19 protein-coding genes are annotated in these 22810 nt (G+C 62.8%); 9 read left to right on the top strand and 10 right to left on the bottom strand.

Annotated features, from left to right (window positions below; translation table 11 throughout):
* Window positions 1-10 precede the first annotated feature (10 nt).
* The 6 genes from LDN90_RS05905 to glyA all read right to left on the bottom strand — a co-directional run bounded on the left by LDN90_RS05905 (window position 11) and on the right by glyA (window position 5810).
* Window positions 11-940, bottom strand: coding sequence for an ABC transporter ATP-binding protein (locus tag LDN90_RS05905; RefSeq protein ID WP_223949246.1), 930 nt, complete (start codon window positions 938-940; stop codon window positions 11-13).
* Window positions 941-1089: 149 nt separating this feature from the next.
* Window positions 1090-1410, bottom strand: a complete 321-nt coding sequence (locus LDN90_RS05900; RefSeq protein WP_223948337.1) for an SHOCT domain-containing protein — start codon at window positions 1408-1410, stop codon at window positions 1090-1092.
* 150 nt (window positions 1411-1560) lie between these two features.
* Window positions 1561-2226 (bottom strand): response regulator transcription factor, encoded by a 666-nt coding sequence (locus LDN90_RS05895; protein ID WP_223948336.1) that lies wholly within the window; start codon window positions 2224-2226, stop codon window positions 1561-1563.
* Window positions 2223-3371 carry a histidine kinase gene (locus LDN90_RS05890; RefSeq protein ID WP_223948335.1) on the bottom strand — a complete coding sequence of 383 codons (1149 nt, stop codon included), beginning with the start codon at window positions 3369-3371 and terminating at the stop codon, window positions 2223-2225. The genes LDN90_RS05895 and LDN90_RS05890 overlap by 4 nt, the downstream gene beginning before the upstream one ends.
* Before the next feature lie 105 nt (window positions 3372-3476).
* Window positions 3477-4370, bottom strand: a complete 894-nt coding sequence (locus LDN90_RS05885; protein WP_216924868.1) for a bifunctional methylenetetrahydrofolate dehydrogenase/methenyltetrahydrofolate cyclohydrolase — start codon at window positions 4368-4370, stop codon at window positions 3477-3479.
* 141 nt (window positions 4371-4511) lie between these two features.
* Window positions 4512-5810, bottom strand: coding sequence for a serine hydroxymethyltransferase (gene glyA, locus LDN90_RS05880; protein WP_275964107.1), 1299 nt, complete (start codon window positions 5808-5810; stop codon window positions 4512-4514).
* 230 nt (window positions 5811-6040) lie between these two features.
* On the opposite strand from glyA, the gene purU reads away from it, so the two are divergent.
* The 3 genes from purU to LDN90_RS05865 all read left to right on the top strand — a co-directional run bounded on the left by purU (window position 6041) and on the right by LDN90_RS05865 (window position 8227).
* Entirely contained in the window at window positions 6041-6892 is an 852-nt protein-coding gene (purU, locus tag LDN90_RS05875; RefSeq protein ID WP_223948333.1) for a formyltetrahydrofolate deformylase, read from the top strand.
* Window positions 6893-6982: 90 nt separating this feature from the next.
* Entirely contained in the window at window positions 6983-7633 is a 651-nt protein-coding gene (locus LDN90_RS05870; protein ID WP_223948332.1) for a class I SAM-dependent methyltransferase, read from the top strand.
* 72 nt (window positions 7634-7705) lie between these two features.
* Window positions 7706-8227 (top strand): gamma carbonic anhydrase family protein, encoded by a 522-nt coding sequence (locus LDN90_RS05865; protein WP_223948331.1) that lies wholly within the window; start codon window positions 7706-7708, stop codon window positions 8225-8227.
* A 126-nt stretch (window positions 8228-8353) separates the two neighbouring features.
* On the opposite strand, the gene LDN90_RS05860 is transcribed toward LDN90_RS05865, so the two are convergent.
* Together LDN90_RS05860 and LDN90_RS05855 are read right to left on the bottom strand one after the other, a co-directional pair.
* Window positions 8354-10060, bottom strand: coding sequence for an NAD(P)/FAD-dependent oxidoreductase (locus LDN90_RS05860; protein WP_223948330.1), 1707 nt, complete (start codon window positions 10058-10060; stop codon window positions 8354-8356).
* Window positions 10060-11541, bottom strand: coding sequence for an amino acid permease (locus LDN90_RS05855; protein ID WP_223949245.1), 1482 nt, complete (start codon window positions 11539-11541; stop codon window positions 10060-10062). Before LDN90_RS05855 ends, LDN90_RS05860 begins: the two co-directional genes overlap by 1 nt.
* A gap of 140 nt (window positions 11542-11681) precedes the next feature.
* Between LDN90_RS05855 and alr the strand changes: the two genes are divergently transcribed.
* Both alr and LDN90_RS05845 read left to right on the top strand, forming a co-directional pair.
* The gene (alr, locus tag LDN90_RS05850; RefSeq protein ID WP_223948329.1) at window positions 11682-12935 is read left to right on the top strand and encodes an alanine racemase; all 1254 of its coding nucleotides are present in this window, start codon (window positions 11682-11684) and stop codon (window positions 12933-12935) included.
* Window positions 12925-14538: a PucR family transcriptional regulator gene (locus LDN90_RS05845; RefSeq protein ID WP_223948328.1), complete on the top strand. Its 1614-nt coding sequence runs from the start codon at window positions 12925-12927 to the stop codon at window positions 14536-14538. The genes alr and LDN90_RS05845 overlap by 11 nt, the downstream gene beginning before the upstream one ends.
* On the opposite strand, the gene LDN90_RS05840 is transcribed toward LDN90_RS05845, so the two are convergent.
* Window positions 14535-15341, bottom strand: coding sequence for a carbon-nitrogen hydrolase family protein (locus LDN90_RS05840; RefSeq protein WP_216924861.1), 807 nt, complete (start codon window positions 15339-15341; stop codon window positions 14535-14537). The genes LDN90_RS05845 and LDN90_RS05840 overlap by 4 nt on opposite strands.
* A 377-nt stretch (window positions 15342-15718) precedes the next feature.
* On the opposite strand from LDN90_RS05840, the gene LDN90_RS05835 reads away from it, so the two are divergent.
* From LDN90_RS05835 to LDN90_RS05820, 4 genes are all read left to right on the top strand, one after another.
* The gene (locus LDN90_RS05835; protein ID WP_216924860.1) at window positions 15719-16909 is read left to right on the top strand and encodes an ROK family transcriptional regulator; all 1191 of its coding nucleotides are present in this window, start codon (window positions 15719-15721) and stop codon (window positions 16907-16909) included.
* Between the two features lie 129 nt (window positions 16910-17038).
* Entirely contained in the window at window positions 17039-18595 is a 1557-nt protein-coding gene (gene mmsA, locus LDN90_RS05830; protein ID WP_223948327.1) for a multiple monosaccharide ABC transporter ATP-binding protein, read from the top strand.
* A 44-nt stretch (window positions 18596-18639) separates the two neighbouring features.
* On the top strand, window positions 18640-19908 hold the full coding sequence (gene mmsB / locus LDN90_RS05825) for a multiple monosaccharide ABC transporter permease (RefSeq protein ID WP_216924858.1): 1269 nt from the start codon (window positions 18640-18642) through the stop codon (window positions 19906-19908).
* A gap of 52 nt (window positions 19909-19960) precedes the next feature.
* The gene (locus tag LDN90_RS05820) at window positions 19961-21058 is read left to right on the top strand and encodes a sugar-binding protein (RefSeq protein ID WP_223948326.1); all 1098 of its coding nucleotides are present in this window, start codon (window positions 19961-19963) and stop codon (window positions 21056-21058) included.
* 95 nt (window positions 21059-21153) lie between these two features.
* On the opposite strand, the gene LDN90_RS05815 is transcribed toward LDN90_RS05820, so the two are convergent.
* Entirely contained in the window at window positions 21154-22605 is a 1452-nt protein-coding gene (locus tag LDN90_RS05815) for a pectate lyase (protein WP_223948325.1), read from the bottom strand.
* Window positions 22606-22810: the final 205 nt, after the last annotated feature.

Below are 22810 nucleotides of genomic sequence, written 5' to 3'. Positions count from 1 at the left end.
CAAGGGATCCCTAGTCAACGAGGCTCCTGCCGGTGAGCCGCAGGAACACGTCCTCCAAGGAGGAACGGCGCACCAGGGACGTCATCGGGCGCAGCCCGCGCGCCGAAACCTGCTCCAGGGCGGCCTCGCCGTCGTGCGCGTAGATGAGAACCCGGTCAGGAAGTGTCTCGAGCCGCTCGCCAATGCCTTGAAGTTCGACGCCGATAAGCGAGTTCCGCTCGGACCCAAACCTGAGTTCAAGTACTTCGCGGGAGGAGTGCTCGCGGATCAGGCTGGCCGGCGATCCTTCGGCCATGATCTTGCCCTTGTCCACAACGATCAGGCGATCGCAGAGCTGCTCTGCCTCGTCCATGTAGTGGGTGGTCAGGATCAGTGTGACGCCGTTTTCCTTGAGCCGGAACAGGCGGTCCCAGAGGATGTGCCGGGCTTGCGGGTCAAGGCCCGTGGTGGGCTCATCGAGGAGGAGGATGCGGGGTTCGTTGATGAGCGACCGCGCGATGGTGAGCCGCCGTTTCATGCCGCCGGACAGCGCATCCACTTTGGAGTTGGCCTTGTCCGTGAGCTGCGCGAATTCCAGGAGCTCGTCCGCTTTGGGCCGCAGGTAGCTCAGCGGCAGGCCGAAGTAGCGGCCATAGACGATCAGGTTCTCGCGGACCTTCAGTTCTTCGTCAAGGTTGTCCTGCTGCGGAACGACCCCCAGGTGTGCCCTGACTTCGGGACCATGTGATTCCGGGTCCAGGCCCATGATGTTCAGCGTTCCTGAAGTGCGCTGCGAGACGCCGCCGATCATTTTCATGGTGGTGGATTTGCCCGCGCCGTTGGGGCCGAGCAGCCCAAAGGACTCCCCCGCCGGAACATCGAAGGAGATGTTGTCCACGGCTGTGAGCTCGCCATAGGTCTTGGTGAGGTTCCGCGCGCTGATGACGGTGGGTGGGTTCATGTCGAAGCTGGTTTGCCACGATTCGGAGTGTGTTGCAGAGCCGGTTGCTTCATTGTGCACCCTCAGCAGACTAGTAGCGCCAACGAATATGTGAAAGGGCTCTTGCAGATATTTTTGCAAGAGCCCTCTCATTTTCGCTTCCGTCCAGGTCAGGACGGTGGCTGCGAGCGCAATACCTCCAACCGCTGCCGGAACTCCGTCTCATCAATTTCGCCCCGTGCATAGCGTTCGCGCAGCACGCCCTCAGCACCCTGGGTTGCTGCCCAGTGATGGTTGCGGCGCCAAGCCCGCCGGCCGACGAAAATGAATAGGAAAATCACGAGGATCCAGAACAGCGGGAACAGGAGGAAGAACGGCCAAAACGTGCCGTCACCCCAGGGACCGTGCGCGACGACGGTGGCCGGCAGCTGTGCCAGCGCTCCCCCGAGCGTGGTGGTCTCCCCGACGATTGAAGTCAATGCGGTGAACATGTCAGTGATCCAAACTCTCTCCGCCGTTTCCCGGCGTGAACCGTCTTTCGGCTCTGGTTCAAGTCTGCCCGCGGACGGTCGGCGGGACGTCCGCCGTCGGGAGTCACCTGAAGGCGCTGCCATACTCCCTTGGGAGGCGGTGGTAGCCCGTCAGCTGCTCCAGCCTGGCCTCACCAGCCCTGATTCATACGCGAGCACCACCAGTTGGGAGCGGTCGCGGACCATCAGCTTGGTCATGATGCGCGATACGTGGGTCTTCGCAGTCAGCGGGGTGATGAACAGGCGTTCGGCGATCTCTGCATTGTTTAGGCCCTCGCCCACCAAGGCCAAGACTTCGCGTTCGCGTTCCGTCACCTGTTCGAGGGGAATCACTTTTCCTGCCGCCCGGCTCTGGGACGCCATTTGTGCCATGATCCGCCGGGTGACCGAGGGCGAGAGCAGCGCATCGCCGTCGTGGACCACCCGGACGGCGCGGATCAGCTCCGCGGGTTCGGTGTCCTTCACCAGGAAACCAGCTGCGCCCGCGCGGACAGCCTCGGCGATGTACTCGTCGAGCTCGAAGGTTGTCAGGATGATGATGCGTGTGCCGGACAGGGTTGGGTCGGCAAGAATCCTGCGGGTGGCGGTGAGGCCGTCGTCGTCGGGCATCCGGATGTCCATGAGGATGACGTCCGGTTTGTCGCGCGCCGCCAGCCTCACAGCCTCCCTGCCCGTGCCGGCCTCGGCCACCACTTCCATGTCCGGTTCAGCGTCCAGGAGGGCACGGAAGCCCGCCCGGATGAGGGTCTGGTCATCGGCGAGGAGGATGCGGATCATGGCTGGTTTCCTTCTGCCTGGTCTGTTGTGGGCAGCAGCGCCTCTACGCGGAGCCCGGGCTGGAGTTCGTGCAGCGTGAGCGTCCCGCCCAAGGCGACCGCCCTCTCGCGCATCCCCGTGAGGCCGTTGCCCGGGAGCGCCCCGCCCATGCCCGCGCCGTCGTCGTCTATCCGGACAGTCAGGGCCTCTTCCGCATGGGAAAGATGTACGACGGCGGATTGGGCACCTGAGTGCCTGCCGACGTTGGTCAGGGCTTCCTGGATGATCCGGTACGCCGCTTCCTGCTGGGCCAGGCCGACGAGATCATGGTTCGAGTGGTCCTCGAAACGCACCTGCAAGCCACCCAGCTCCGCGTTCCTCACAAGTTCGGGGATCCTGGCAAGCGTAGGACGGGCCGCCGGGGCAAGCGGGACGTCCTCCCGCAACACGCCCAGGAGTTGCCGGACTTCCGTGAGGGACTCCTTGCTGGCTGCCTTGATGGCCTCCAGAGCCGGCCTGAGCTTCGCGGGATCATCCGAGCCCACGTGCAACGCCACAGATGCCTGGACGTTGATCATGGACAAGGAATGAGCCACGACGTCGTGGATATCGCGGGCGAGCGTGAGCCGGTACTCATCGCGTTCGGCCTTCCGGGCGGCCTCCCGGCGGCGTCGGTATTCCGCGAACCGCTCACTCCGGCGTCGGAATCCCTGCCCTATCAGCACCAAAATAGCGGCCCATCCCACCCCGGCTGAAGCGCGGAGGGGCCAGTTGGGATCGCCGCTGAGTGCGGCCGCGAACACCACTGCGGCAGCCGCGATTCCGGCCCCCACCCACGCCTGCCAGCGCAAACCCGCCGACGACGTGAGAACTATGGCCACCGCCAGGGAGAGCGGAATGGGACCCCAGGGGTAGCCCAGGCCAACATAGGCCCCCGTGGCCACGAGGGCGACGGGAAGCATAACCGCAGGCGCCCGCCTCCGGAACGCCAGTCCCGCAGGCCCGGCCAGCAGCAATAGGATCGCAAGCGCGTCCAACGGCCGCGGGGCGTCCTGATGGCCCGCGGAAAAAAGCGTCCCCGCCACCTGGATGAGGGCCACCGTGATGACGATGAAGCTCGTGGGTGGGCCTGCAAAACGGCGGCCACCAGGGAAACGGGGTTGCATACACCGAGCCTAGCTTTGGTCCCGGGTGTTCGTCGTCGGGTTAACGGAGCAGGGCGACTACTCCCGAAGGAGTAGACGCCCTGCGTTTTCGACTGCTGGTACGCCTCAGGCGATGCCCGCTGCGCGCTCGGCGCTCTCCACAACGTTGGCGAGCAGCATGGCGCGGGTCATCGGACCCACGCCGCCCGGGTTCGGGGACAGCCAGGCGGCGACGTCGGCAGCTGCCGGGTCCACGTCTCCGGTGACCACAGCCTTGCCGTTACTGTCCTCCACGCGGCTGACACCGACGTCGAGCACTACTGCGCCCGGCTTGAGGTCTCCAGCCTTGATCATGTGCGGCACGCCTGCAGCGGCAATCACGACGTCGGCCTGCTTGAGTTCAGCGGGCAGGTCAACGGTTCCCGTGTGCGCCAGGATGACCGTGGCGTTGACTTCCCTGCGGGTGAGCAGGAGGCCGATCGGGCGGCCAATGGTGACGCCGCGGCCCACTACCAGGACGCGCTTGCCGTTGAGCTCGATGCCGTGCCGGCGCATCAGTTCCACACAGCCCTTGGGTGTGCAGGGAAGCGGGGACTTCATTTCGCCACTGACGTTGGCCACCAGGCGGCCAAGGTTCATGGGGTGCAGGCCATCGGCGTCCTTGTTCGGATCCATGGCTTCCAGGATGACGTCCTGGTCAATGTGCTTGGGCAGCGGCAACTGAACGATGTAGCCCGTGCATTCCGGGTTCTCGTTGAGTTCGCGGACAACCTTCAGGAGGTCTTCCTGGGTGATGTCCTCGGGCAGGTCCCGGCGGATGGACTGGATGCCCACCTCGGCGCAGTCCTTGTGCTTGCCGCCGACGTACCAGGTGCTGCCGGGGTCCGAACCCACCAGGATGGTGCCCAGGCCGGGGACGATGCCCTTTGCCGCGAGGACGGAAACGCGTTCGGTCAGTTCTGCCTTGATGGCTGCGGCGGTGGCCTTGCCGTCAAGGATCTGTGCGGTGGACTGTGTCATTCCATCTGCTCTTTCTGGTGGTGACCTATTCAAAGGTTCATGCAACGGGACCCGCCGCCGATGGTGTGGCGGCGGATCCCGTTGTTTCCGGGCCATGCCCGGGTGGTGCTTATGTGCGCTTTTTGCCGAGGGAGCGGCGGGTTACCACTGCTCGTGCTGCGGGTACAGCGGGAAGTCCGCGGCGAGCTTGTCGACGCGGGCCTGGAGTGACTCGACGTCGGTGGCGGAGCCTGCCTTCAGCGCGGTGGCGATGATCTCGGCAACCTCGGTGAACTCGGTGGCACCGAATCCGCGGGTAGCCAGTGCAGGCGTACCGATGCGGAGGCCGGAGGTGACCATCGGCGGGCGGGGGTCGAACGGAACGGCGTTGCGGTTCACGGTGATGCCCACCGAGTGCAGGAGGTCTTCAGCCTGCTGGCCGTCCAGCTGCGAGTTACGCAGGTCCACGAGGACCAGGTGGACGTCGGTGCCGCCGGTGAGGACCGAAACGCCTGCCTCGGCAACGTCGGACTGGTTGAGACGGTCTGCAATGATCTTGGCACCTTCGAGGACGCGCTCCTGGCGTTCCTTGAATTCCTCGCTGCCGGCGATCTTGAAGGCAACAGCCTTGGCCGCGATGACGTGCATGAGCGGACCGCCCTGCTGGCCGGGGAAGACGTTGGAGTTGATCTTCTTGCCGTACTGTTCCTTGGCCAGGATCACGCCGGAACGCGGGCCTGCGAGGGTCTTGTGCACGGTGGAGGTGACGACGTCGGAGTGCGGAACCGGGCTCGGGTGCAGGCCTGCTGCAACCAGGCCGGCGAAGTGTGCCATGTCCGTCCAGAGGAGCGCGCCAACCTCGTCCGCGATGGAGCGGAAGGCAGCGAAATCCAGGTGGCGGGGATACGCGGACCAGCCGGCGATGATGACCTGCGGCTTCTCGGCGATGGCTTGCTCGCGCAGCTTGTCCATGTCCACGCGGAAGGTGTCTTCTTCCACCTGGTAGGCAGCAACCTGGTAGAGCTTGCCGGAGAAGTTCAGCTTCATGCCGTGGGTCAGGTGGCCGCCGTGTGCCAAGGAAAGACCAAGGATCTTGTCGCCGGGGGTGATCATGGCGGACAGCGCGGCAGCGTTGGCCTGGGCACCGGAGTGCGGCTGGACGTTGGCGTACTCCGCACCGAAGAGTTCCTTGACGCGGTCGATCGCCAGCTGCTCCGCGACGTCAACGTACTCACAGCCGCCGTAGTAGCGGCGGCCCGGGTAACCCTCGGCGTACTTGTTGGTCAGGACGGAGCCCTGGGCTTCCATGACGGCGCGCGGGGCGAAGTTTTCGGAGGCGATCATTTCCAGGGTGCCGCGCTGGCGGCCGAGTTCCTGGTCGAGGACTGCTGCGATCTCGGGATCGAGCTCAGCGAGCGACTGGTTGCTGACAGTCGCGGAAGTGGTGGTAGGCACGGAGATCTCCTGGCTAGGCAACGGGTGGTGCTACAGGTCAGGCTACCGGCAGCAGCATTCCCGCGTCCCCTTGATTACGGAGGCATTGGTCACGTGCGTGCAGCGGTAAGACATGACCCTCGGCCCAGGCGTACGATCCGTGGTCTTCGTGATTGCCGCTCCCTGGTGGTAGTCCACCCAACGCCAGTTGCGACCCGTTAACAGTACAACAAGGCGGCACAGGTAGGCTTATCCGTGTGACTGATTCCGCCGCTTTCGTAGTAACACTGTCCTGCCCAGACCGCCCAGGCATCGTCCACGCCGTTGCCGGCGCCTTGCTCGAAGCCGGTTGCAACATCGCCGATTCCCAGCAGTACGGAAGCCCCAGCACAGGCAACTTCTTCATGCGGGTGGAGTCAACCACGACGTCCTCCCAGGACGAACTGGCCGCCGCCTTGCGGCCGGTAGCTGAGTCCTTTGGCATGACGTGGCAGATCAACCCGGTGGGCCAGAAAGTCCGCACCATCATTCTCTGTTCCAAGGATGCGCACTGCCTCAACGATCTCCTGTTCCAGCAGCGCACGGGTACGCTGCCAATCGAGGTTCCGGCGATCGTTTCAAACCACCGCGACCTTGAGGAGCTGGCCCGTTTCTACGGGATCCCGTTCCACCACATTCCCGTGACACCGGAGACCAAGCCGCAGGCCGAGGCCGAGCTGCTCAAGCTCATTTCTGACCACGACGTCGAGCTCACGGTCCTGGCGCGTTACATGCAGGTCCTCTCCAACGAGCTCTGCACGGAGTTGAACGGCAAGGCCATTAACATCCACCACTCGTTCCTGCCGTCCTTCAAGGGTGCCAAGCCGTACCACCAGGCCCACGCCCGCGGTGTGAAGATCATCGGCGCCACGGCCCACTATGTGACCGCCGACCTCGATGAGGGCCCGATCATCGAGCAGGAAGTCATCCGCGTTGACCACGCACGCACGGCTGCCCAGTTCGTGCAGATGGGCCGGGACGTGGAGGGACGCACCCTGGCCCAGGCCGTTCAGTGGCACGCCGAACACCGCGTACTCCTGGACGGCACCCGCACCGTTGTATTCAACTGACTCCCGTCCCAACTGACTGGCAATAGTGGTTGTTCGAAGGGCTCATAGCAACCACTACTGCCAGTCAGTTGGGCGATCTACGCTGGGGGTATGCAAGACCACGAGGCTGACCTCGCCGTTTTCTACGACCGCCAAGCCCCGGTCCCGAACACCCGTGCGCTGACACCGCATCGTGTTGAGTGCCGGGAATGGTTCGTCCGGCTCTTGAAGGACGAGCATCGACACTCCGTGTTCGAGCTGGGCTGCGGGACCGGCGTCGAGGGCCTGGAATTTGTCCGCGCAGGACTGCATTACACCGGCGTGGACCTCTCAGAGGAGAGCATTCACCTGGCGCGGGCGCATGGGCTGGATTGTTCAGTGGCCAGCGGACGCAGCCTGCCTTTTGTTGATGGCGCGTTTGCGGCCGTTTGGACCATGAGCACCCTGCTGCATGTCCCCAACAGCAGGATTCACGACGTCGTCAGCGAACTTGTGCGGGTCAGCGCGGCTGGTGCGCCAATCGCCGTCGGGCTTTGGTCAGGTGAGGACGTGGAAGTTCTAAACCCCGAGGACGTCGAAGAGCCGCGGCGCTTCTTCAGCCGCCGCAGCGACGACACCGTGCGGCGGATCTTCGGAGAGCACGGCGTGATCGAGCATTTCCGGACATGGCCGGAAGGTACGGGTGTGGAGTCCGGACCCGGCGCCGGGAACTGGACGCAGCACTACCAATTCCTGGTTCTGCGCACCCCCTCACCCAACTAGGTCGCATTTGTGCGCGTTTTGAGCGCTCATAACGCGCACTGCTGCGACTCAGTTGGGAACTAAGCTGGCTCCATGGCTCCCTCTTACACCTTTGCCGGGGACACTCCGGCCATCCATGAATCTGCATTCGTTGCGCCCACCGCATCCATCATTGGCAAGGCCACCTTGGCCGAGGACTCCAGCGCCTTTTACGGGGTTTCGGTCCGTGCCGATACGGCTGCCATCAGGGTCGGTGCCGGCTCCAACCTCCAGGACAACGTGGTCCTGCACGCCGACCCCGGATTCCCCTGCACCGTTGGCGAGCGCGTCTCCATTGGGCACAGCGCAGTGGTCCACGGCTGCACTGTGGAGGACGACTGCCTTATCGGCATGAGCGCCACCATCCTCAATGGTGCAGTGATCGGTACGGGCTCGCTGATTGCCGCTGGCGCTGTGGTCCTGGAAGGCACGGTGATTCCGCCACGCTCCCTGGTAGCGGGTGTGCCGGCCAAGGTTCGCCGGGAATTGACTGACGAGGAATTCGAAGGCGTCAAGCACAACGCCGCCCACTACAAGGACCTCGCCGCGGCGCACCGGGACATGCACACGTCTTAAGCAACAATGCGGGGCCTGCTCTGCATCCCCACCGCCTCCCTGACTTCGCAAGCTCAGCCAGGGAACCCGGGCGGCGTGGGCCCTGCGAGTGGTTGGGACGCAGGGCAGGGCCCGCAACGTTGGAAATTAGTCCAGGCTGATCGGGCCGAATTCGTCCAGCAGATCACCCGGACCGGGGTTTTCGGCAGCAGAGGATCCGCCCAAGTGGTTCACCACGCCCCACACGGCGTTCAGGCCCGTGGTCACTGCGCCTTCGGCCCATCCGGCGGTGAAGGACACATCGTCCCCGGCGAGGAAGATGCCGCGTTGGCTTTCCGGCAGCTGGTCCTGCTTGAAGTGGGTGAAGAGCCGCTGCTGGTACCGGTAATGGCCCGGCAGGTTGGCTTTGAAGGCACCCATGAAGTTGGGGTCCGCTTCCCAGGAGACAGTAATCGGCTGCCCCACAATGTGGCTGGCAATGTCCACGCCCGGATAGATCTGTTCCAGCGAGTGCAACATGAGCTTGACGCGCTCTTCGGCAGTGAGTGCAAGCCACTTCAGCGCGTCGTCGTTCCATGTGTAGGACAAGAGGATCACAGCGGGCTTGTCAGGGCCGTCGTCGAGCAAGTACGTGGCCCGGTTGAGGCGGTCGGTGAGCGTCATGGACAAGACTTCGCGTCCGGTTTCCGGATCGATGTCCTTCCAGAAGGGCCGGTCCACCATCACGAACGTCTTCGAGGACTGCATGTAGTGCGAGCGCTCGATCGCCGTCCACAGCTCGGCCGGGAACAGCGCTTCCTCGGTGTGGATGCGCGTGGACAGCAACCACGACTGGCAAGTGGTCACCACCGCTTGGTACGTAGCTTCGCGTCCCCAGTTTTCGCGCACTACCAAATCACCGTTATCGGCGCGGCGGATGTTGTCCACGGCTCCGCGCGGCGAGCCGGAGTGCAGCGACGACAGCGACGTGCCGGCGGGCCAATGCTTAAGGTCCGACGGCGCGTGGTTCCACAGTGCTTCCGGGAGCCTTTGCGCTCCTCCCGAAATGAGCCGATGCTGGTCGTCTGCGTCCGTGTAGACGACCCTGAGAATCTCCAGGATGGAGTTGGGGAAATCGGTGTCCCAACCGCCAGTGCCAAAGCCGACCTGGCCGAACGCTTCGCGGTGGGAGAAGCCGGCTTCCTTGAAGGACTTGCTGGCTGCGATGAATCCGTAGAAGGTCTGCTCGTCCAATTCGGGCAGGAGTGCGTTCCAGAGTTCCTTGATCCGCTTGGTATCGCGGGCTTTGATAGCTTCCTGCATTTCGGCGAACGCAGCGCCATCGTTGATTGCGGCTTTCCAGGCATCGGCTACTTCCTGGAAAAATACCGGTAGCTCAGCTGCTGTTGTGGCGTAGTGCTTCTTACCCGCAAGTTCGATCACTGTGCTGGACGTCGCCGGGGCCATCGGGTTGGGGAAGTCCTGCGTTTCCAAGCCAAGAAGGTCCACGTAGTGGTAGAAGGCTTTGCCGGAAACCGGGAAACGCATGCCACCAAGATCGGCTACGACGCCTGGCGCCGACGGGAAGCTCGCCGTGCGAAGACGGCCTCCGATCTGGTCGGCCTCGTAGATGACGGGCTTGAGGCCGAGCTTCATCAGCTCATAGGCGGTGACCAGTCCTGACAGGCCGGCGCCGATGACGGCCACTTCCGTGCCGTAGCGCTCTTCCGGAATGCTTCCGAGTCCGTCCGGGTGCGCCAGGTAATGGTCATAACTGAAGGGGAAGTCCGGGTTCAGCATGGTGATGGGGGCTTCGCCTGCCTTCGCTTCGGAGGCGGCGACGTCGGCTGTGGGAAGTTCGGTAGCGATGGTCATCAGTTTGCGGCTTTCACAGTTTCCGGGCTCACGGCCCTGGTGGTCAGTTCACGGTAGTCCTCATCGCTGAGCGCGGCTACCTTGGAATTCCGGCGTCCGTAGCCGAAGTAGATGGCGATGCCCACCAGCATCCAAACACCGAACGTGATCCAGGTGTCGGCGCCGAGGTTGAGCATCAGGAAGGCACACATCAGCGTGCCCAGGATTGGGGTGATCGGGTACAGCGGAACCCGGAAACTGCGGTCAAGATCCGGGCGGTTGCGCCGGAGATAAATCACGGCGACGTTGACCAGCGCGAAGGCGAAGAGCGTACCGATGCTCGTTGCGTCAGCCAAGGCGCCCAGCGGGACCAAGCCAGCGGTGAGGGCGACGGCGGTTCCGACTATCAGGGTCCCGGCCACTGGCGTTCCGGTGCGGCGGGAGACGCGGCCGAAGACCTTGGGCACCATGCCATCACGGGACATCGAGAGCAGGATGCGGGTCTGGCCGTAAAGGACGGTCAGCACGATACTGGCGATGGCAAGCACCGCACCGGCAGAGAAGACGAGGGCGATCCACGGCTGCCCAGTGATCTCATGCAGGATCTGGACCAGGGCAGCTTCCGTGCCATCGAACCAGCCCCACGGACGGGCACCGATCGCGGCAACGGAGACCAGGACGTAGATGCTGGTGACAATCACCATGGAGAGCAGGATGGCGCGTGGCAGGTCCCGCTTGGGGTTCCTGGCTTCCTCGCCGGCGGTGGAGGCGGCATCGAATCCGATGTAGGAGAAGAACACACTCGACGCGGCAGCGGAGACGCCTGCTGCACCCATCGGCATGAGGGGCTCGAAGTTCCCGGCGTTGAAAGCGGTGAAAGCGACCGCGCAGAAGAAGATCAGGATGCCCACTTTGATGATGACGATCGCGGTGTTGATCCATGCACTTTCACGGGCGCCCCGGACCAGCAGGATCATGGCAAGAACCACGATCACCACGGCGGGGACATTTACCACCCCACCATCGCCCGGCGGCTGGCTCATCGCGTCGGGCAGGACCTGTCCAAACGCGGCCAGGGTCTCGTTGACGTATTGTCCAGCGCCCACTGCAACAGCTGCCACGGACACCGCATATTCCAGCACCAGGCACCAACCGCAGATCCACGCCATGCCCTCACCCATGGTGGCGTAAGAGTAGGAGTAGCTGGAACCTGCCACCGGGACGAGCCCGGCCATCTCCGCGTAGGACACTGCCGAGAAGAGGGCAGCCAAACCGGCGATCACGAAGGAGATCCAGATCGCCGGGCCTGCCAGCGGCACGGACTCACCAAGGATCACCAGGATGCCGGTACCCAGCGTTGCACCGACGCTGATCATGGTCAGCTGAAGGACACCGAAGCTGCGTACAAGCGGCGTACCGCCTTCGCCGGTTCCGGCCTCGTCGGCCATCTGCCCGATCGGCTTGCGGCGCAGGAGTTGGGCACCGAGGCTTGGCCTGGCCATGCTCGCCGCCGTTGAGTTTTGAGTGTTCACAGGCACAGTCACCCTTGACGTCCCTTCAAAGTAGTTTCGATTTCCCCTCCACAAGACTGGCATGTGAGCCATCTCTCACAATGGTGCAAAATGACCTATAGTGTTCAACCATGAGACGTATTGCACAGTACCAAGAGGGCGGCTCGCTCGCCCTCTCCGGCCAGGTCAGAGTGGATCTGTCCGCTATTTCAGACAACATCAGCGCCCTCAAGGACCGGACAAAGGCGCCCTTCTTCATGGCCGTGGTGAAGGGCAACGCCTACGGTCATGGCCTCGTGGAAGTAGCCCGCACGGCCGTTGCTTCCGGGGCCGATTGGCTCGGCACCGCGCAGCTCACCGAAGCCATTACACTACGCAAAGCAGGCATCACCGCACCGATCCTTTCGTGGCTGTATCTGGCATCACAGACGAGCGACACCATCCTGCAAGCACTCGAAAACAACATCGACGTCTCCCTCGGAAGCGTCCACCAACTCCAGGTGCTGGCAGGCATCGCCGAACGCCTCGGCCGTCCCGCCGTCGTACACCTTGAACTGGACAGCGGGCTAAGCCGCGGCGGGGCGCGGAAAGAGGATTGGGCTGAACTTGTAGCTCATGCCCGGCAAGCGGAACTGGACGGCACGGTGCTGGTCCGCGGCATTTGGACCCACTTGGCCTGGGCCGATGTGCCCGCCCATCCTGGGAACGCCAGCGCTGTTGCGGAGTTCGAAGACGCCGTCCGCGAGGCGCGCGAAGCCGGACTCACGCCTGAACTGAGGCACGTTTCCAGCTCCGCCAACATCCTGGACCGCCCGGAATTCCACTTCGACATGGTCCGGGCCGGACTGGCAATTTACGGCCTCGCTCCCGCAGACCACCTCAACCCGACCGACTTCGGATTGCGGCCGGCGCTCAGCGTCACCGCCCCATTGGTGATGGTCAAGAAGGTCCCGGCAGGTACCGGCGTCAGCTACGAGCACCAAGCCATCACGTATGAACCCCGCTACCTGGGACTCATTCCCCTTGGCTACGCGGACGGCATCCCTAAAGGCATCAGCGGCCGCTCGGTGGTGAACATCGGAGGCCGCAGCGTCCCGGTCATCGGTAAGGTCTGCATGGACCAATTCATGGTGGACCTCGGACCCGACGCGACCGGGATCGACGTCGGCGATACTGCGGTGTTGTTCGGCGACCCGGCCACGGGTGCGGCGAGCGCCGACGATTGGGGCGCTGCGATCGGCAGCCACGGGGACGAAATCATCAACAGGATCGCCCCACGATTGCCGCGCATATACGCCTCGTTGGACGGCGCCTCCATGGACGCCGCCTACGAGTGCCCCGACTACCAGGAGCCGGCCGCCGCCGGGCAGGACAATGTTGCCTGAGCCCGCCACCGCCCGCCTGAGTTTCGTCACGCTGGAACAGTTCCTGGAGCAGCTGCCGCCCGAGTTGAAAATGCTTCACGACGGCGGCAGCGGCGCCTCGCTGCTGCGGTGGGTGGAACCGAGCGAACTGGAAGATCCCACCCCGTATCTTCCGGAGGGCGAGTTCCTGCTGACCGCCGGGCTGCCTTTCCTTGGGGAGGGCGGCTCGGCGGCCAGTGTGGACGCCTATGTCCGGCGACTGGTGGGTGCGAAGGTGGCCGCGCTCGGATTCGGCATCCGGCCCTATTTCGACGCCGTCCCGGACGTCCTCCTCGACGCCTGCCGCAGGCACAACCTCACCCTGTTCGAGGTCCCGGAGTCCGTGCCCTTCGCCGCGATCGGCCTGGAGTTCTCCCAGCTCCTGGAATCGGACAACGCCCGCGTATTCCGGCAATTGGCCGAAACCAACCGCCAACTCATGCGGGCAGTCCTCTCCCCCAGGCCGGAGCACGAATTACTGGCAGCCCTCGTCCAGCGTGTGCCTGTGTGGGCGCTGCTGGTCGGGGCGGACGGGCGGGTGCGGGCGCGCGGGCACAATGCCGGCGGCAGCACCGGCGTCGAGCATTCCTTGTTGGCGCCGCTGCTGGAACGGTTGCTGACCGGCAGCGGGCCGCGCGTGGAGATGGATGGTTTCGAGCAGCCTGGGTCTGCCTTGGTGTTCGGTCATCCCCTGCGCAGTACCAAGGACGCGAACCTTGGGGCGCTGATTCTTGGTTCGGACGCTCCGCTGACGCCTGCGCAGAACAATGTGGTGCAATCGGCGGTGGGTTTGCTGGAGTTGCTGGTCCGTCAACGAACCAGCGGTTCACTTGCTCCGAGCCAGCTTGCCACGGCATTGCTCCTGCATCCCGATACCTTGTCCACCGGCGCCACCAAGCACGTCAACGGACTCAAAGACCTGCTGGCGCAGAGCCTTTCCTCGACGCGCTCCGGACAGATGCGGGTAGTGCAGGGCATCAAGGCCGAATCCCCTGACTGGCCCGCCGGCGACGGCCCAGTCCGCGAGCTACTGCAATGGCGCAGGCTGTTCGATACCAAGCTCGTGGAAATAACCGACTACGGTTTCGCAGCCATCACCCGGTTGAAAGTGGATGACGCGCTGCTTGCCGACGTCGAGAAGCTGGGCTGGAGGCTGGCGATCGGCGAGCCGACCGAACTCACCGGGCTTGCCGCGGCCTACCAGCGGGTGAGCTCGCTGCGGAGCCGCGTGTTGTCCAGCGGAAAGAGTGTCCGCGTGGAGGAAGTGCAATGGTCGGTGACCGGTCTGCTTGGACGCGAGGCGGGGACCATGCTGGCCGAGCGTCTCCTGGCGCCGGTTTTGTCTTTGGAACCTGATCGCCGTGACCCACTGCTGTCCGTACTGCGCGGGTGGCTCAGCGAAAACGGAAGCTGGGACGGTTCCGCCAAGCTGCTGGGCCTGCACCGCAACAGCGTCCGACGCCAAATAGGAGTCCTCGGCGAGCTGTTCGACATGGACCTCAACCAGGCACAGGTCCGGGCGGAACTGTGGATCGCGCTACAGTATGCGGACGAGCTTGTTGCCGGGCCTGACGCTGGCGCTTAGGCGCCCGCCTCCCACTCCCGGTATAGCTCAGGCCGCCGTTCGCGCAGATAAGGGACTTCGTCGCGTGCGGCTTTCACCGTCTCCGTGCCCACTTCCGCGAACAGGAGCGCTGCCGACTCCCCCGCCGCCGCGAGCAACGAGCCATCGGGGCCGGCAACCACGCTGCCGCCGAGGAAGTTGTAGATGTCCTCGTGCCCGCTGTGGTTGGCGTACGCAACGTTGAGCTGGCTCTCCACCGCGCGGGCCCGGATGAGCACCTGCGGCACGTTATCGAATCCCATGGACAGAGCCGTTGGCACCAGCAGGAGTTCAGCCCCACGGGTTGCCGCTGCCCGGACTGCCTCCGGGAACTCGACGTCGTAGCAAATCAGCATCGATGTTCGGACCCCGTTGAAATCCACGACGGCGGGAGGTTCTTGGGCGCCCACGAACGCCTTGCGCTCCTCCGCACCGAAGAGGTGGACTTTGGCGTAATGGAGAAGTTCCTCGCCGTTGCCGTCGATGAGTGTGGCGGTGATGTGCCACGCGTTCTCCGCGGGAGCCGGCGCCGGAAGGCTGTACACGAGTCCGATGTTGTGCTGGCGCGCGATGCCGGAAAGGCGTTGGCGGATGCCCGGCAGCGTTGCCGGATCCAATTCGGCGTGAAGCCGCAGCGGTGCGTAACCCACCGGGAAGAGCTCCGGAGTCAGGAGCAATCCTGCCCCTGCCTGTGCGGCGCGTCGGGCGGCGTCGTCGATCGTGCGCAGGTTCGCCTCAACGTCCAGGACGGAAGCGTTGGCCTGCAGGACGGATAGCAGCATCATTACCACCTTGGTTGCACCGGGTACCGGACCGGTGAGGGCCGGAAGTCTTCTTGTTTCCAGAGTAGGCCCGGGGTCTGACACGTGGAGCGGGGCATTTAGACCCGGAGGCGATCGACACGGGACGCATTGCACGCACACCGCCCCGCAACCTTCCGGGCCACACCCTGCGAGGCCCACTCTGCGCCCCAACCATTCGCAGGGCCCACGCCGCCCGGGTTCCCTGGCTGAGCTTGCGAAGTCAGGGAGGCGGTGGGGATGCAAAGCAGGCCCCGCAACGGGAGGACGGAGCGCCTCTTGCGTTGGAGTATGTCGGGAAAGCTTGACTGCTTGTGTTCACTTCTTGACTACAACGTTGCTTTTGGGGCAATCTTCTTGTCATGCCCGCTACGCAGCGCTCAACGAAGAGCCAACCACGAAAACCCGGCTCGCAGTCCGCGCTCCGGCACCTGAACCAGCAACGGATTATCGAGTGCTTGCTGAGTGGGCCGTCAACGCAAGCCGAACTTTCAAGGCAGACCGGGCTCTCCACCGCCACGGTGTCCAACATCGTGAAAATCATGCAGGACGCAGGCCTCGTTTCCACCGAGCCAACCACCAGCTCCGGACGCCGGGCAACCAACGTGAGGTTGAACAGCAACGGTGCAGTCGCCGTCGGAATCGACTTTGGCCGACGCCACCTGCGGGTGGTTCTGGCATCCCTCGGCTACCACGTCATCGCAGAGGATTTCATCGAACTTCCGCTCGGCCACCACGCAGAGGAAGGGATCGCCGCGGCGGTGCGGCTGCTTGGCCGATTGCTGGCAGAAAATGGCATCGATCCCAGTGCGGTAGTGGGAGCCGGTGCGGGCATCCCGGGCCCTATTGACCGCAGGACAGGGACCGTTGCCCAAGGTGCGATCCTGCCCGAATGGGTGGGAATCGACATCCTTCATAGGCTCGAGGAAGCCCTGAATTGTCCCGTATTTGTTGATAATGACGCCAATCTTGGAGCGTTATCGGAGGTGACTTGGGGACCCCACAGCGGGGTGTCCAACCTGATGTTCCTCAAGATCGGTTCAGGTATTGGTTCGGGCCTGATTCTGAACGGCGTGCCGTACTACGGGAACGTGGGCATCACAGGTGAAATCGGCCATGCAACCATCCACGAGCACGGGCTGATGTGTCGGTGCGGCAACCGCGGCTGCCTCGAAACCATCGCCTCCACAACCACGATGATCGAGCTGCTAGGCAGGGGAAAAGAGACATCGCTGACGCCCCAGGACATCGTCCGGAATTGCCTTGCCGGCGACTCCGCAACCCAACGCGTGGTGGATGATGCGGGCCTTGCCGTGGGGCGAGCACTGGGCAACGTCGCCAACCTGATCAACCCTGAAGTGATCGTCGTCGGCGGGCCCCTGGCAGGCCTCGGCGACCTCCTTCTCAACCCCATTCGCAGGGGCCTTGTTCGCCACGCCGTACCCGTGGTGGGCGAAACAACGCACCTCGCAATGTCGTCCTTGGGAGCACGTGCCGAAGCGCTTGGCGCAGCTGCCTTGGTGTTCCAACAGGCCGGAATCACGGGTAGATAACGAAATCGTTAGCTGGTTCTTGTGTTCAAGTCTTGACGACAAGACACGTGATCCAGTTTACTTTTTCATCAGACAGCTCCGCCGTTTGGGGAGCGACAACGAAGTCATGCATTGGAGGCGTAAGGGCTGATGACAACCCTCGACACGCAAGACGAGCCGATCCTCTTGGAGATGCGCTCGATCACGAAGGAATTCCCCGGTGTGAAGGCCTTGTCGAATGTGAGCCTGCGCGTAAAGGCCGGCGAGATCCACGCAATCTGTGGAGAGAACGGTGCTGGAAAATCCACGCTGATGAAAGTTCTCTCCGGCGTGTACCCACACGGCAGCTACACCGGGGACATCGTGTACATGGCCGAAACGCAGCAATTCAAGGACATCCGCGCGAGTGAAGCTGCGGGCATCGTCATCATCCACCAGGAATTGGCGTTGATCCCGGAGTTGTCCATCATGGAGAACATCTTCCTGGGCAACGAGCCAACCAAATGGGGTGTCATCGACTGGGCCGAAGCCCGGAAGCGCTCCGTAGAGCTGTTGGCCAGGGTAGGTCTCCGTGAGGACCCCGATACCCCCATCAAGGAAATCGGCGTCGGCAAGCAGCAGCTGGTGGAAATCGCCAAGGCGCTGAACAAGTCGGTCCGCCTGCTGATCCTGGACGAGCCCACAGCAGCCCTGAACGAATCGGACTCCCAGCACCTGCTGGACCTGATCCTGGGGCTGAAGGGCAAGGGAATCACCTCGATCATCATTTCCCACAAGCTCAACGAGATCGAACAGATCGCCGACGAGATCACCATCATCCGTGATGGAAAGTCCATTGAAACGCTGAACGTCAAGCGGGATGGCGTTGACGAGGACCGCATCATCAAAGGCATGGTGGGCAGGACCCTCGAGTCCCGCTTCCCCGATCACGAGCCGAAGATCGGTGAGGTCTTCTTCGAAGTGAAGGATTGGACGGTGGGTCACCCGCAGATCCAGGATCGCCTGATCTGCAAGGGCTCCAACTTCTATGTGCGCCGCGGTGAAATCGTAGGATTCGCAGGACTCATGGGTGCCGGCCGCACGGAACTTGCCCGCTCTCTGTTCGGACACTCCTACGGCCGTTACATCAAGGGACAGGTTTACAAGGACGGCAAGCCGGTCAACCTCCGCAGCGTCCGGGCGGCTATCGACGCCGGCCTGGGCTACGTCACGGAAGACCGGAAGTCCCTCGGCCTGAACCTGCTGGATGACATCAAGACCACCACGGTTGCAGCGAATCTCCGTGCGATCAGCAAGTACACGGTGGTGGACGACCGCAAGGAATTCTCGGTGGCAGAGGAGTACCGAAAATCCCTGCGTACCAAGACCCCGTCGGTGGAGGAAGGCGTAGCCAAGCTCTCGGGCGGAAACCAGCAGAAAGTGGTGCTGGCCAAATGGATGTTCACCGATCCGGATCTCCTGATTTTGGATGAACCCACCCGTGGAATCGATGTGGGAGCCAAGTATGAGATCTACGGCATCATCCAGAGGCTGGCGAACCAGGGCAAGGGAGTGATTGTCATTTCCTCGGAGCTGCCGGAACTCCTGGGCCTGTCCGACCGCATTTACACCATTTTTGAAGGCGCCATCACCGGTGTCCTGGACAAGAACGAAGCCAGCCAGGAAAGCCTGATGAAACTCATGACCTCCGCCCGCAAGACGGCCTGACCGTTGGCCCAGACTCACCCCTTCCTGACACAAGGACCAAAACAATGAACGCGCTCAAGAAGCTATTTGGTGGCAATACCCGCCAGTTCGGCATGATCTTCGCCCTGGTGGCACTTATCGTCTTCTTCCAGATCTTCACCGAGGGCCGGACACTGACGCCGGGCAACGTGATCAACCTGTTCAACGGCAACTCCTACATCCTGATCCTGGCCATCGGTATGGTCCTGGTCATTATTGCCGGCCACATCGACCTCTCTGTGGGATCAGTGGCCGCATTTGTGGGTGTTTCCGTGGCTCTCGCCATCCGGGACTGGGGTATCCCCTGGTACATGGGCGTGCTCTTCGGGCTGGTACTCGGTGCCGTGATCGGGGCCTGGCAAGGATTCTGGACAGCGTATGTGGGCATTCCTGCCTTCATCGTGACGCTGGCAGGCATGCTCCTGTTCCGTGGTTTCAACCAGTTCGTGGGCAAATCCAACACCATCCCCGTCCCCAGCGACTTCCAGTACCTGGGCTCCGGCTACCTGCCTGAAATTGGCCCGAACACTGGCTTCAACAACCTCACGTTGCTGTTGGGAATCCTGGCCGCCGCGTTCGTTGTCATCATGTCTCTGCGGGCCCGGGCTACCAACAAGGCACTTGGCGCCGACGTTCCCGAGCTCTGGGTCGAGGTCACCAAGCTGGTCCTGATCTGCGGTGCCATCCTCTACGCCACGTACCTGTTCGCCACCGGCCGCCCCGGAACCTCCTTCCCTATCCCCGGTTTGATCCTGGCCGTGCTCGTCCTGATCTACGGTTTCATCGCTGACAAGACCGTCCTGGGCCGCCACGTCTACGCCGTGGGTGGCAACCGGCACGCTGCAGAACTGTCCGGTGTGCAGTCCAAGAAGGTCAACTTCATGGTCATGCTCAACATGTCCGTCCTTGCAGGCCTCGCCGGCATGATCTTCGTTGGCCGATCCACCGCATCCGGCCCCTTTGACGGCGTCGGTTGGGAACTGGACGCAATCGCAGCCGTGTTCATCGGTGGCGCCGCCGTTACAGGTGGCGTTGGCACCGTGATCGGCTCGATCGTCGGTGGCTTGGTGATGGCCGTGCTGAACAACGGCCTCCAGCTTCTGGGCGTAGGCGCCGACCTCACCCAGATCATCAAGGGCCTGGTGCTCCTGGCCGCCGTAGCCTTCGACGTCTACAACAAGATCCAAGGCAAGCGGTCCATCACCGGCCTGTTGATGAAGAACTTCCAGCGCAACAACGACATCAAGCCGGACGAGACCACGTCCACCAAAGAGGTCATCTCCAAGGAAGCCTGACCGGTTTCCATCGACTCGCTCCACCCCACCCACACAGAAAGTGAACCAAGATATGCGAATGTTTGGTAAAGCAGGAAAGGCAGCAGCAGTCGCTGCCATCGCGGCACTGGCGCTGACAGCCTGCGGCCGCTCTGACAGCGGCTCAAGCAGCAGCACTGCTGGCGGGGAAGCGTTCCCCAAGGACTCGATGATCGGCGTCGCCCTTCCGCAGAAGACCAGTGAAAACTGGGTCCTCGCGGAGAATCTGTTCAACGACGGCCTCAGCAGCGCCGGGTTCAAGCCCGACGTCCAGTTCGCCAACGGCGGCGTGTCCGAGCAGCAGAACCAGATCAGCGCCATGGTCACCAAGGGTGCAAAGGTCATCATCGTTGGCGCAATCGACGGCGCCCAGCTGGGCACGCAGCTCAAGCAGGCCAAGGACTCCGGCGCCACGGTCATTGCTTATGACCGTTTGCTCCTGAACACGGAGAACGTGGACTACTACGTGGCGTACGACAACTTCAAGGTCGGTGTGCTCCAGGGCCAGGCCTTGTTGGACGGATTGAAGGCCAAGAAGCCTTCCGGCCCGTACAACATCGAGCTCTTCGCCGGTTCCCCGGATGATGCAAACGCCAAGGTCTTCTTCGACGGAGCCATGAGCGTCCTGAAGCCGAAGATCGACGACGGAACCCTGAAGGTACTCTCCGGCCAGACCACTTTCGAGCAGGCTGTTACCCAGGGTTGGAAGGGCGAAAACGCGCAGAAGCGTGCGGACACCCTCTTGGCAGGCAGCTACACCTCGGCCCCGCTGGACGGCGTACTTTCCCCGAACGACCTTTTGGCACGCTACATCCTGAACTCGGTCAAGGCCGCCGGAAAGCCGACGCCGGTCATCACCGGCCAGGACTCCGAGGTTGAGTCCGTCAAGTCGATCATGGCTGGCGAGCAGTACTCCACCATCAACAAGGACACCCGCAAGCTGGTTGAGCATGCCATCACCATGGTGAAGGACCTGCAGGCCGGCAAGCAGCTGGAAATCAATGACAAGGATTCCTACAAGAACGGCGTCAAGACTGTTCCGGCTTACCTGCTCCCGCCGCAGATCGTGACGGCAGCCAACGTCAAGACGGCTTACGTGGACGATCCGGTACTCGGCCCGATCACCAAGTAGTCGAGCACGTATTAGCTGAGCACTACTTAACAGCACAGCCCCGGCCCGCAAAAATTTGCGGGCCGGGGCTTTCGCTTTCCCCAGAACCGTAGGCGCTACTTCCCCTCTTGGACCTTGATCACGCCGGGTCCCGAAAAGTTCAGCACCGCATTGCGGACTGCGTCCGGCGATTTCAGCGTCCGGTACCCGTAGTTATCCGAAGGTGACCAGCCGACGTCGGACGTAAAGTCACGCTGGGCCCATTCAGGAACCTCGGTGCCTGACTCAGCCGCAGCGGCTACCGCCTCCGCCTTGCGTTCCTCAAAGGAGCCTTGGGCAACGGCTTCCAGATTGACGGGTTCACCGTTGAACCAGGAACCGGTATCGCTGAACATATTGCCGTTGTAACTGGTGACTGTAATGGATTCATCGGCGTTCGGCCCGGAGTAGTCAAAGGCGTTGTACTCGGAGAAGATCCGGGAATCGTAGCCCGCACCAATGAAGTAGCTGGTGCCGCCCTGCGCCTGACTAATCATGGGATAGTCAGGGTCCTCGCTACTGCCGACGAAGTAGTTGTTCAGGACGTGCACTTGGCCGAAGCGGACCCGGGGACCACGCTGTTGGGTGTTTTCGAAGAGGTTCGAGATGAAGCTGACGCGCAGCTTTCCGCCGTCTTTATCTACATGCTCGTCGCCGGATCCCAGAAGGCTCGTCTTGTCATGGTCCTTGAGTTGGCTGTTGGAGATGGTGACGAAGTCTGTTCCGTCCTTCAAATCCAGAAGGCCGTCGTGGCGGATGACGGGCTCGTTCTTGAAATCCTTGGGCGCCTTGCTGTCAGGATAGCGGCCGTCTGTCACCAGGACATGGTCAATCCAGATGTGGTCCGAGGTTACGGCGGACACGCAGTCGAAGCGGGCGTTCCATGCGCCGTCGCCGTCATCGGGAGACCACGTGGTAAACCAGTCCACGGGTGATTCGATGCTCAAGTTCCGGATGACCACGTTGCTGGCCACGTTCATGATGATGTTGGCTCCCACCAGCCCGGAGTCATCATCCAGTCCCAGGAGCGTGGTGTTGCTCGGAAGATTCACCTCAATCTGACGCTTCATGGCATTGCTGCCCTGTTGGCGCAGTTGCCTCATTTGCTTGCAGTACGGGAACGCTTGGTCGCTCCAGGTCTTTCCGTTGTCCAGGAAGCAGCTCATGTAATTCTGGATGTCGTAGCCAGGAGCGTAGTCCTGCTCGCCAAGGATCTTTCCGTCAGGGGCTTCGTTGCCGTTGATGGTCCCCCGGATGTAGATGATTTTTGGTGCCTTGGGGTCGCCGTTATTCAGCGTGGCCGCCTTGAGTTCTGCCAAGGTGCTGACCACGTGAACGTTCTTCGGCGGGGCATCGGAACCTCCGTTGGTCCCCGGGCCGGCCGGGGTGCTTCCAACGGATGCCCAACCCGTGGGAGCTGAATCGTGTATTGAGACTGTGGGCGAACCGTGCAGATCAACCGGAGCGGCGCTGCTGGCGGGCGCGCTTGCCAGCGTTGCCGCCAGCGCGATGCCGACTACTGCTGCCACCGTGGCTGGGCGTCGCCGTGAAGGGCGGTTCGGGAATCGGGAGTGAATGTGATTTTTCGGGGATGCTGCGGACGTCATTGGCCTGTTTTCCGGCATGCCAAAGAGCACATGCCTGGTAGCGGGAATGGGCGATTCGACTAACTGCTTTTCCTTGCCCTCACTGCGAGAAAGCGCTTTCTCGAGGGCTGTCCTATTATGCCGTTGC

The sequence above is a fragment of the Arthrobacter sp. NtRootA1 genome, assembly GCF_019976975.1.
GTDB lineage: Bacteria > Actinomycetota > Actinomycetes > Actinomycetales > Micrococcaceae > Arthrobacter > Arthrobacter aromaticivorans.
The sequence above is the reverse complement of the archived record's forward strand: the minus strand, read 5'-3'. Positions and strand labels throughout refer to the sequence as shown.

Coding starts and splice junctions, on each gene's coding strand:
- LDN90_RS05905 (WP_223949246.1), bottom strand. CDS start 940: ATGAACCCACCCACCGTCATCAGCGCGCGGAACCTCACCAAGACCTAT.
- LDN90_RS05900 (WP_223948337.1), bottom strand. CDS start 1,410: ATGTTCACCGCATTGACTTCAATCGTCGGGGAGACCACCACGCTCGGG.
- LDN90_RS05895 (WP_223948336.1), bottom strand. CDS start 2,226: ATGATCCGCATCCTCCTCGCCGATGACCAGACCCTCATCCGGGCGGGC.
- LDN90_RS05890 (WP_223948335.1), bottom strand. CDS start 3,371: ATGCAACCCCGTTTCCCTGGTGGCCGCCGTTTTGCAGGCCCACCCACG.
- LDN90_RS05885 (WP_216924868.1), bottom strand. CDS start 4,370: ATGACACAGTCCACCGCACAGATCCTTGACGGCAAGGCCACCGCCGCA.
- LDN90_RS05870 (WP_223948332.1), top strand. CDS start 6,983: ATGCAAGACCACGAGGCTGACCTCGCCGTTTTCTACGACCGCCAAGCC.
- LDN90_RS05865 (WP_223948331.1), top strand. CDS start 7,706: ATGGCTCCCTCTTACACCTTTGCCGGGGACACTCCGGCCATCCATGAA.
- LDN90_RS05860 (WP_223948330.1), bottom strand. CDS start 10,060: ATGACCATCGCTACCGAACTTCCCACAGCCGACGTCGCCGCCTCCGAA.
- LDN90_RS05855 (WP_223949245.1), bottom strand. CDS start 11,541: ATGGCCAGGCCAAGCCTCGGTGCCCAACTCCTGCGCCGCAAGCCGATC.
- alr (WP_223948329.1), top strand. CDS start 11,682: ATGAGACGTATTGCACAGTACCAAGAGGGCGGCTCGCTCGCCCTCTCC.
- LDN90_RS05845 (WP_223948328.1), top strand. CDS start 12,925: ATGTTGCCTGAGCCCGCCACCGCCCGCCTGAGTTTCGTCACGCTGGAA.
- LDN90_RS05840 (WP_216924861.1), bottom strand. CDS start 15,341: ATGATGCTGCTATCCGTCCTGCAGGCCAACGCTTCCGTCCTGGACGTT.
- LDN90_RS05835 (WP_216924860.1), top strand. CDS start 15,719: ATGCCCGCTACGCAGCGCTCAACGAAGAGCCAACCACGAAAACCCGGC.
- mmsA (WP_223948327.1), top strand. CDS start 17,039: ATGACAACCCTCGACACGCAAGACGAGCCGATCCTCTTGGAGATGCGC.
- mmsB (WP_216924858.1), top strand. CDS start 18,640: ATGAACGCGCTCAAGAAGCTATTTGGTGGCAATACCCGCCAGTTCGGC.
- LDN90_RS05820 (WP_223948326.1), top strand. CDS start 19,961: ATGCGAATGTTTGGTAAAGCAGGAAAGGCAGCAGCAGTCGCTGCCATC.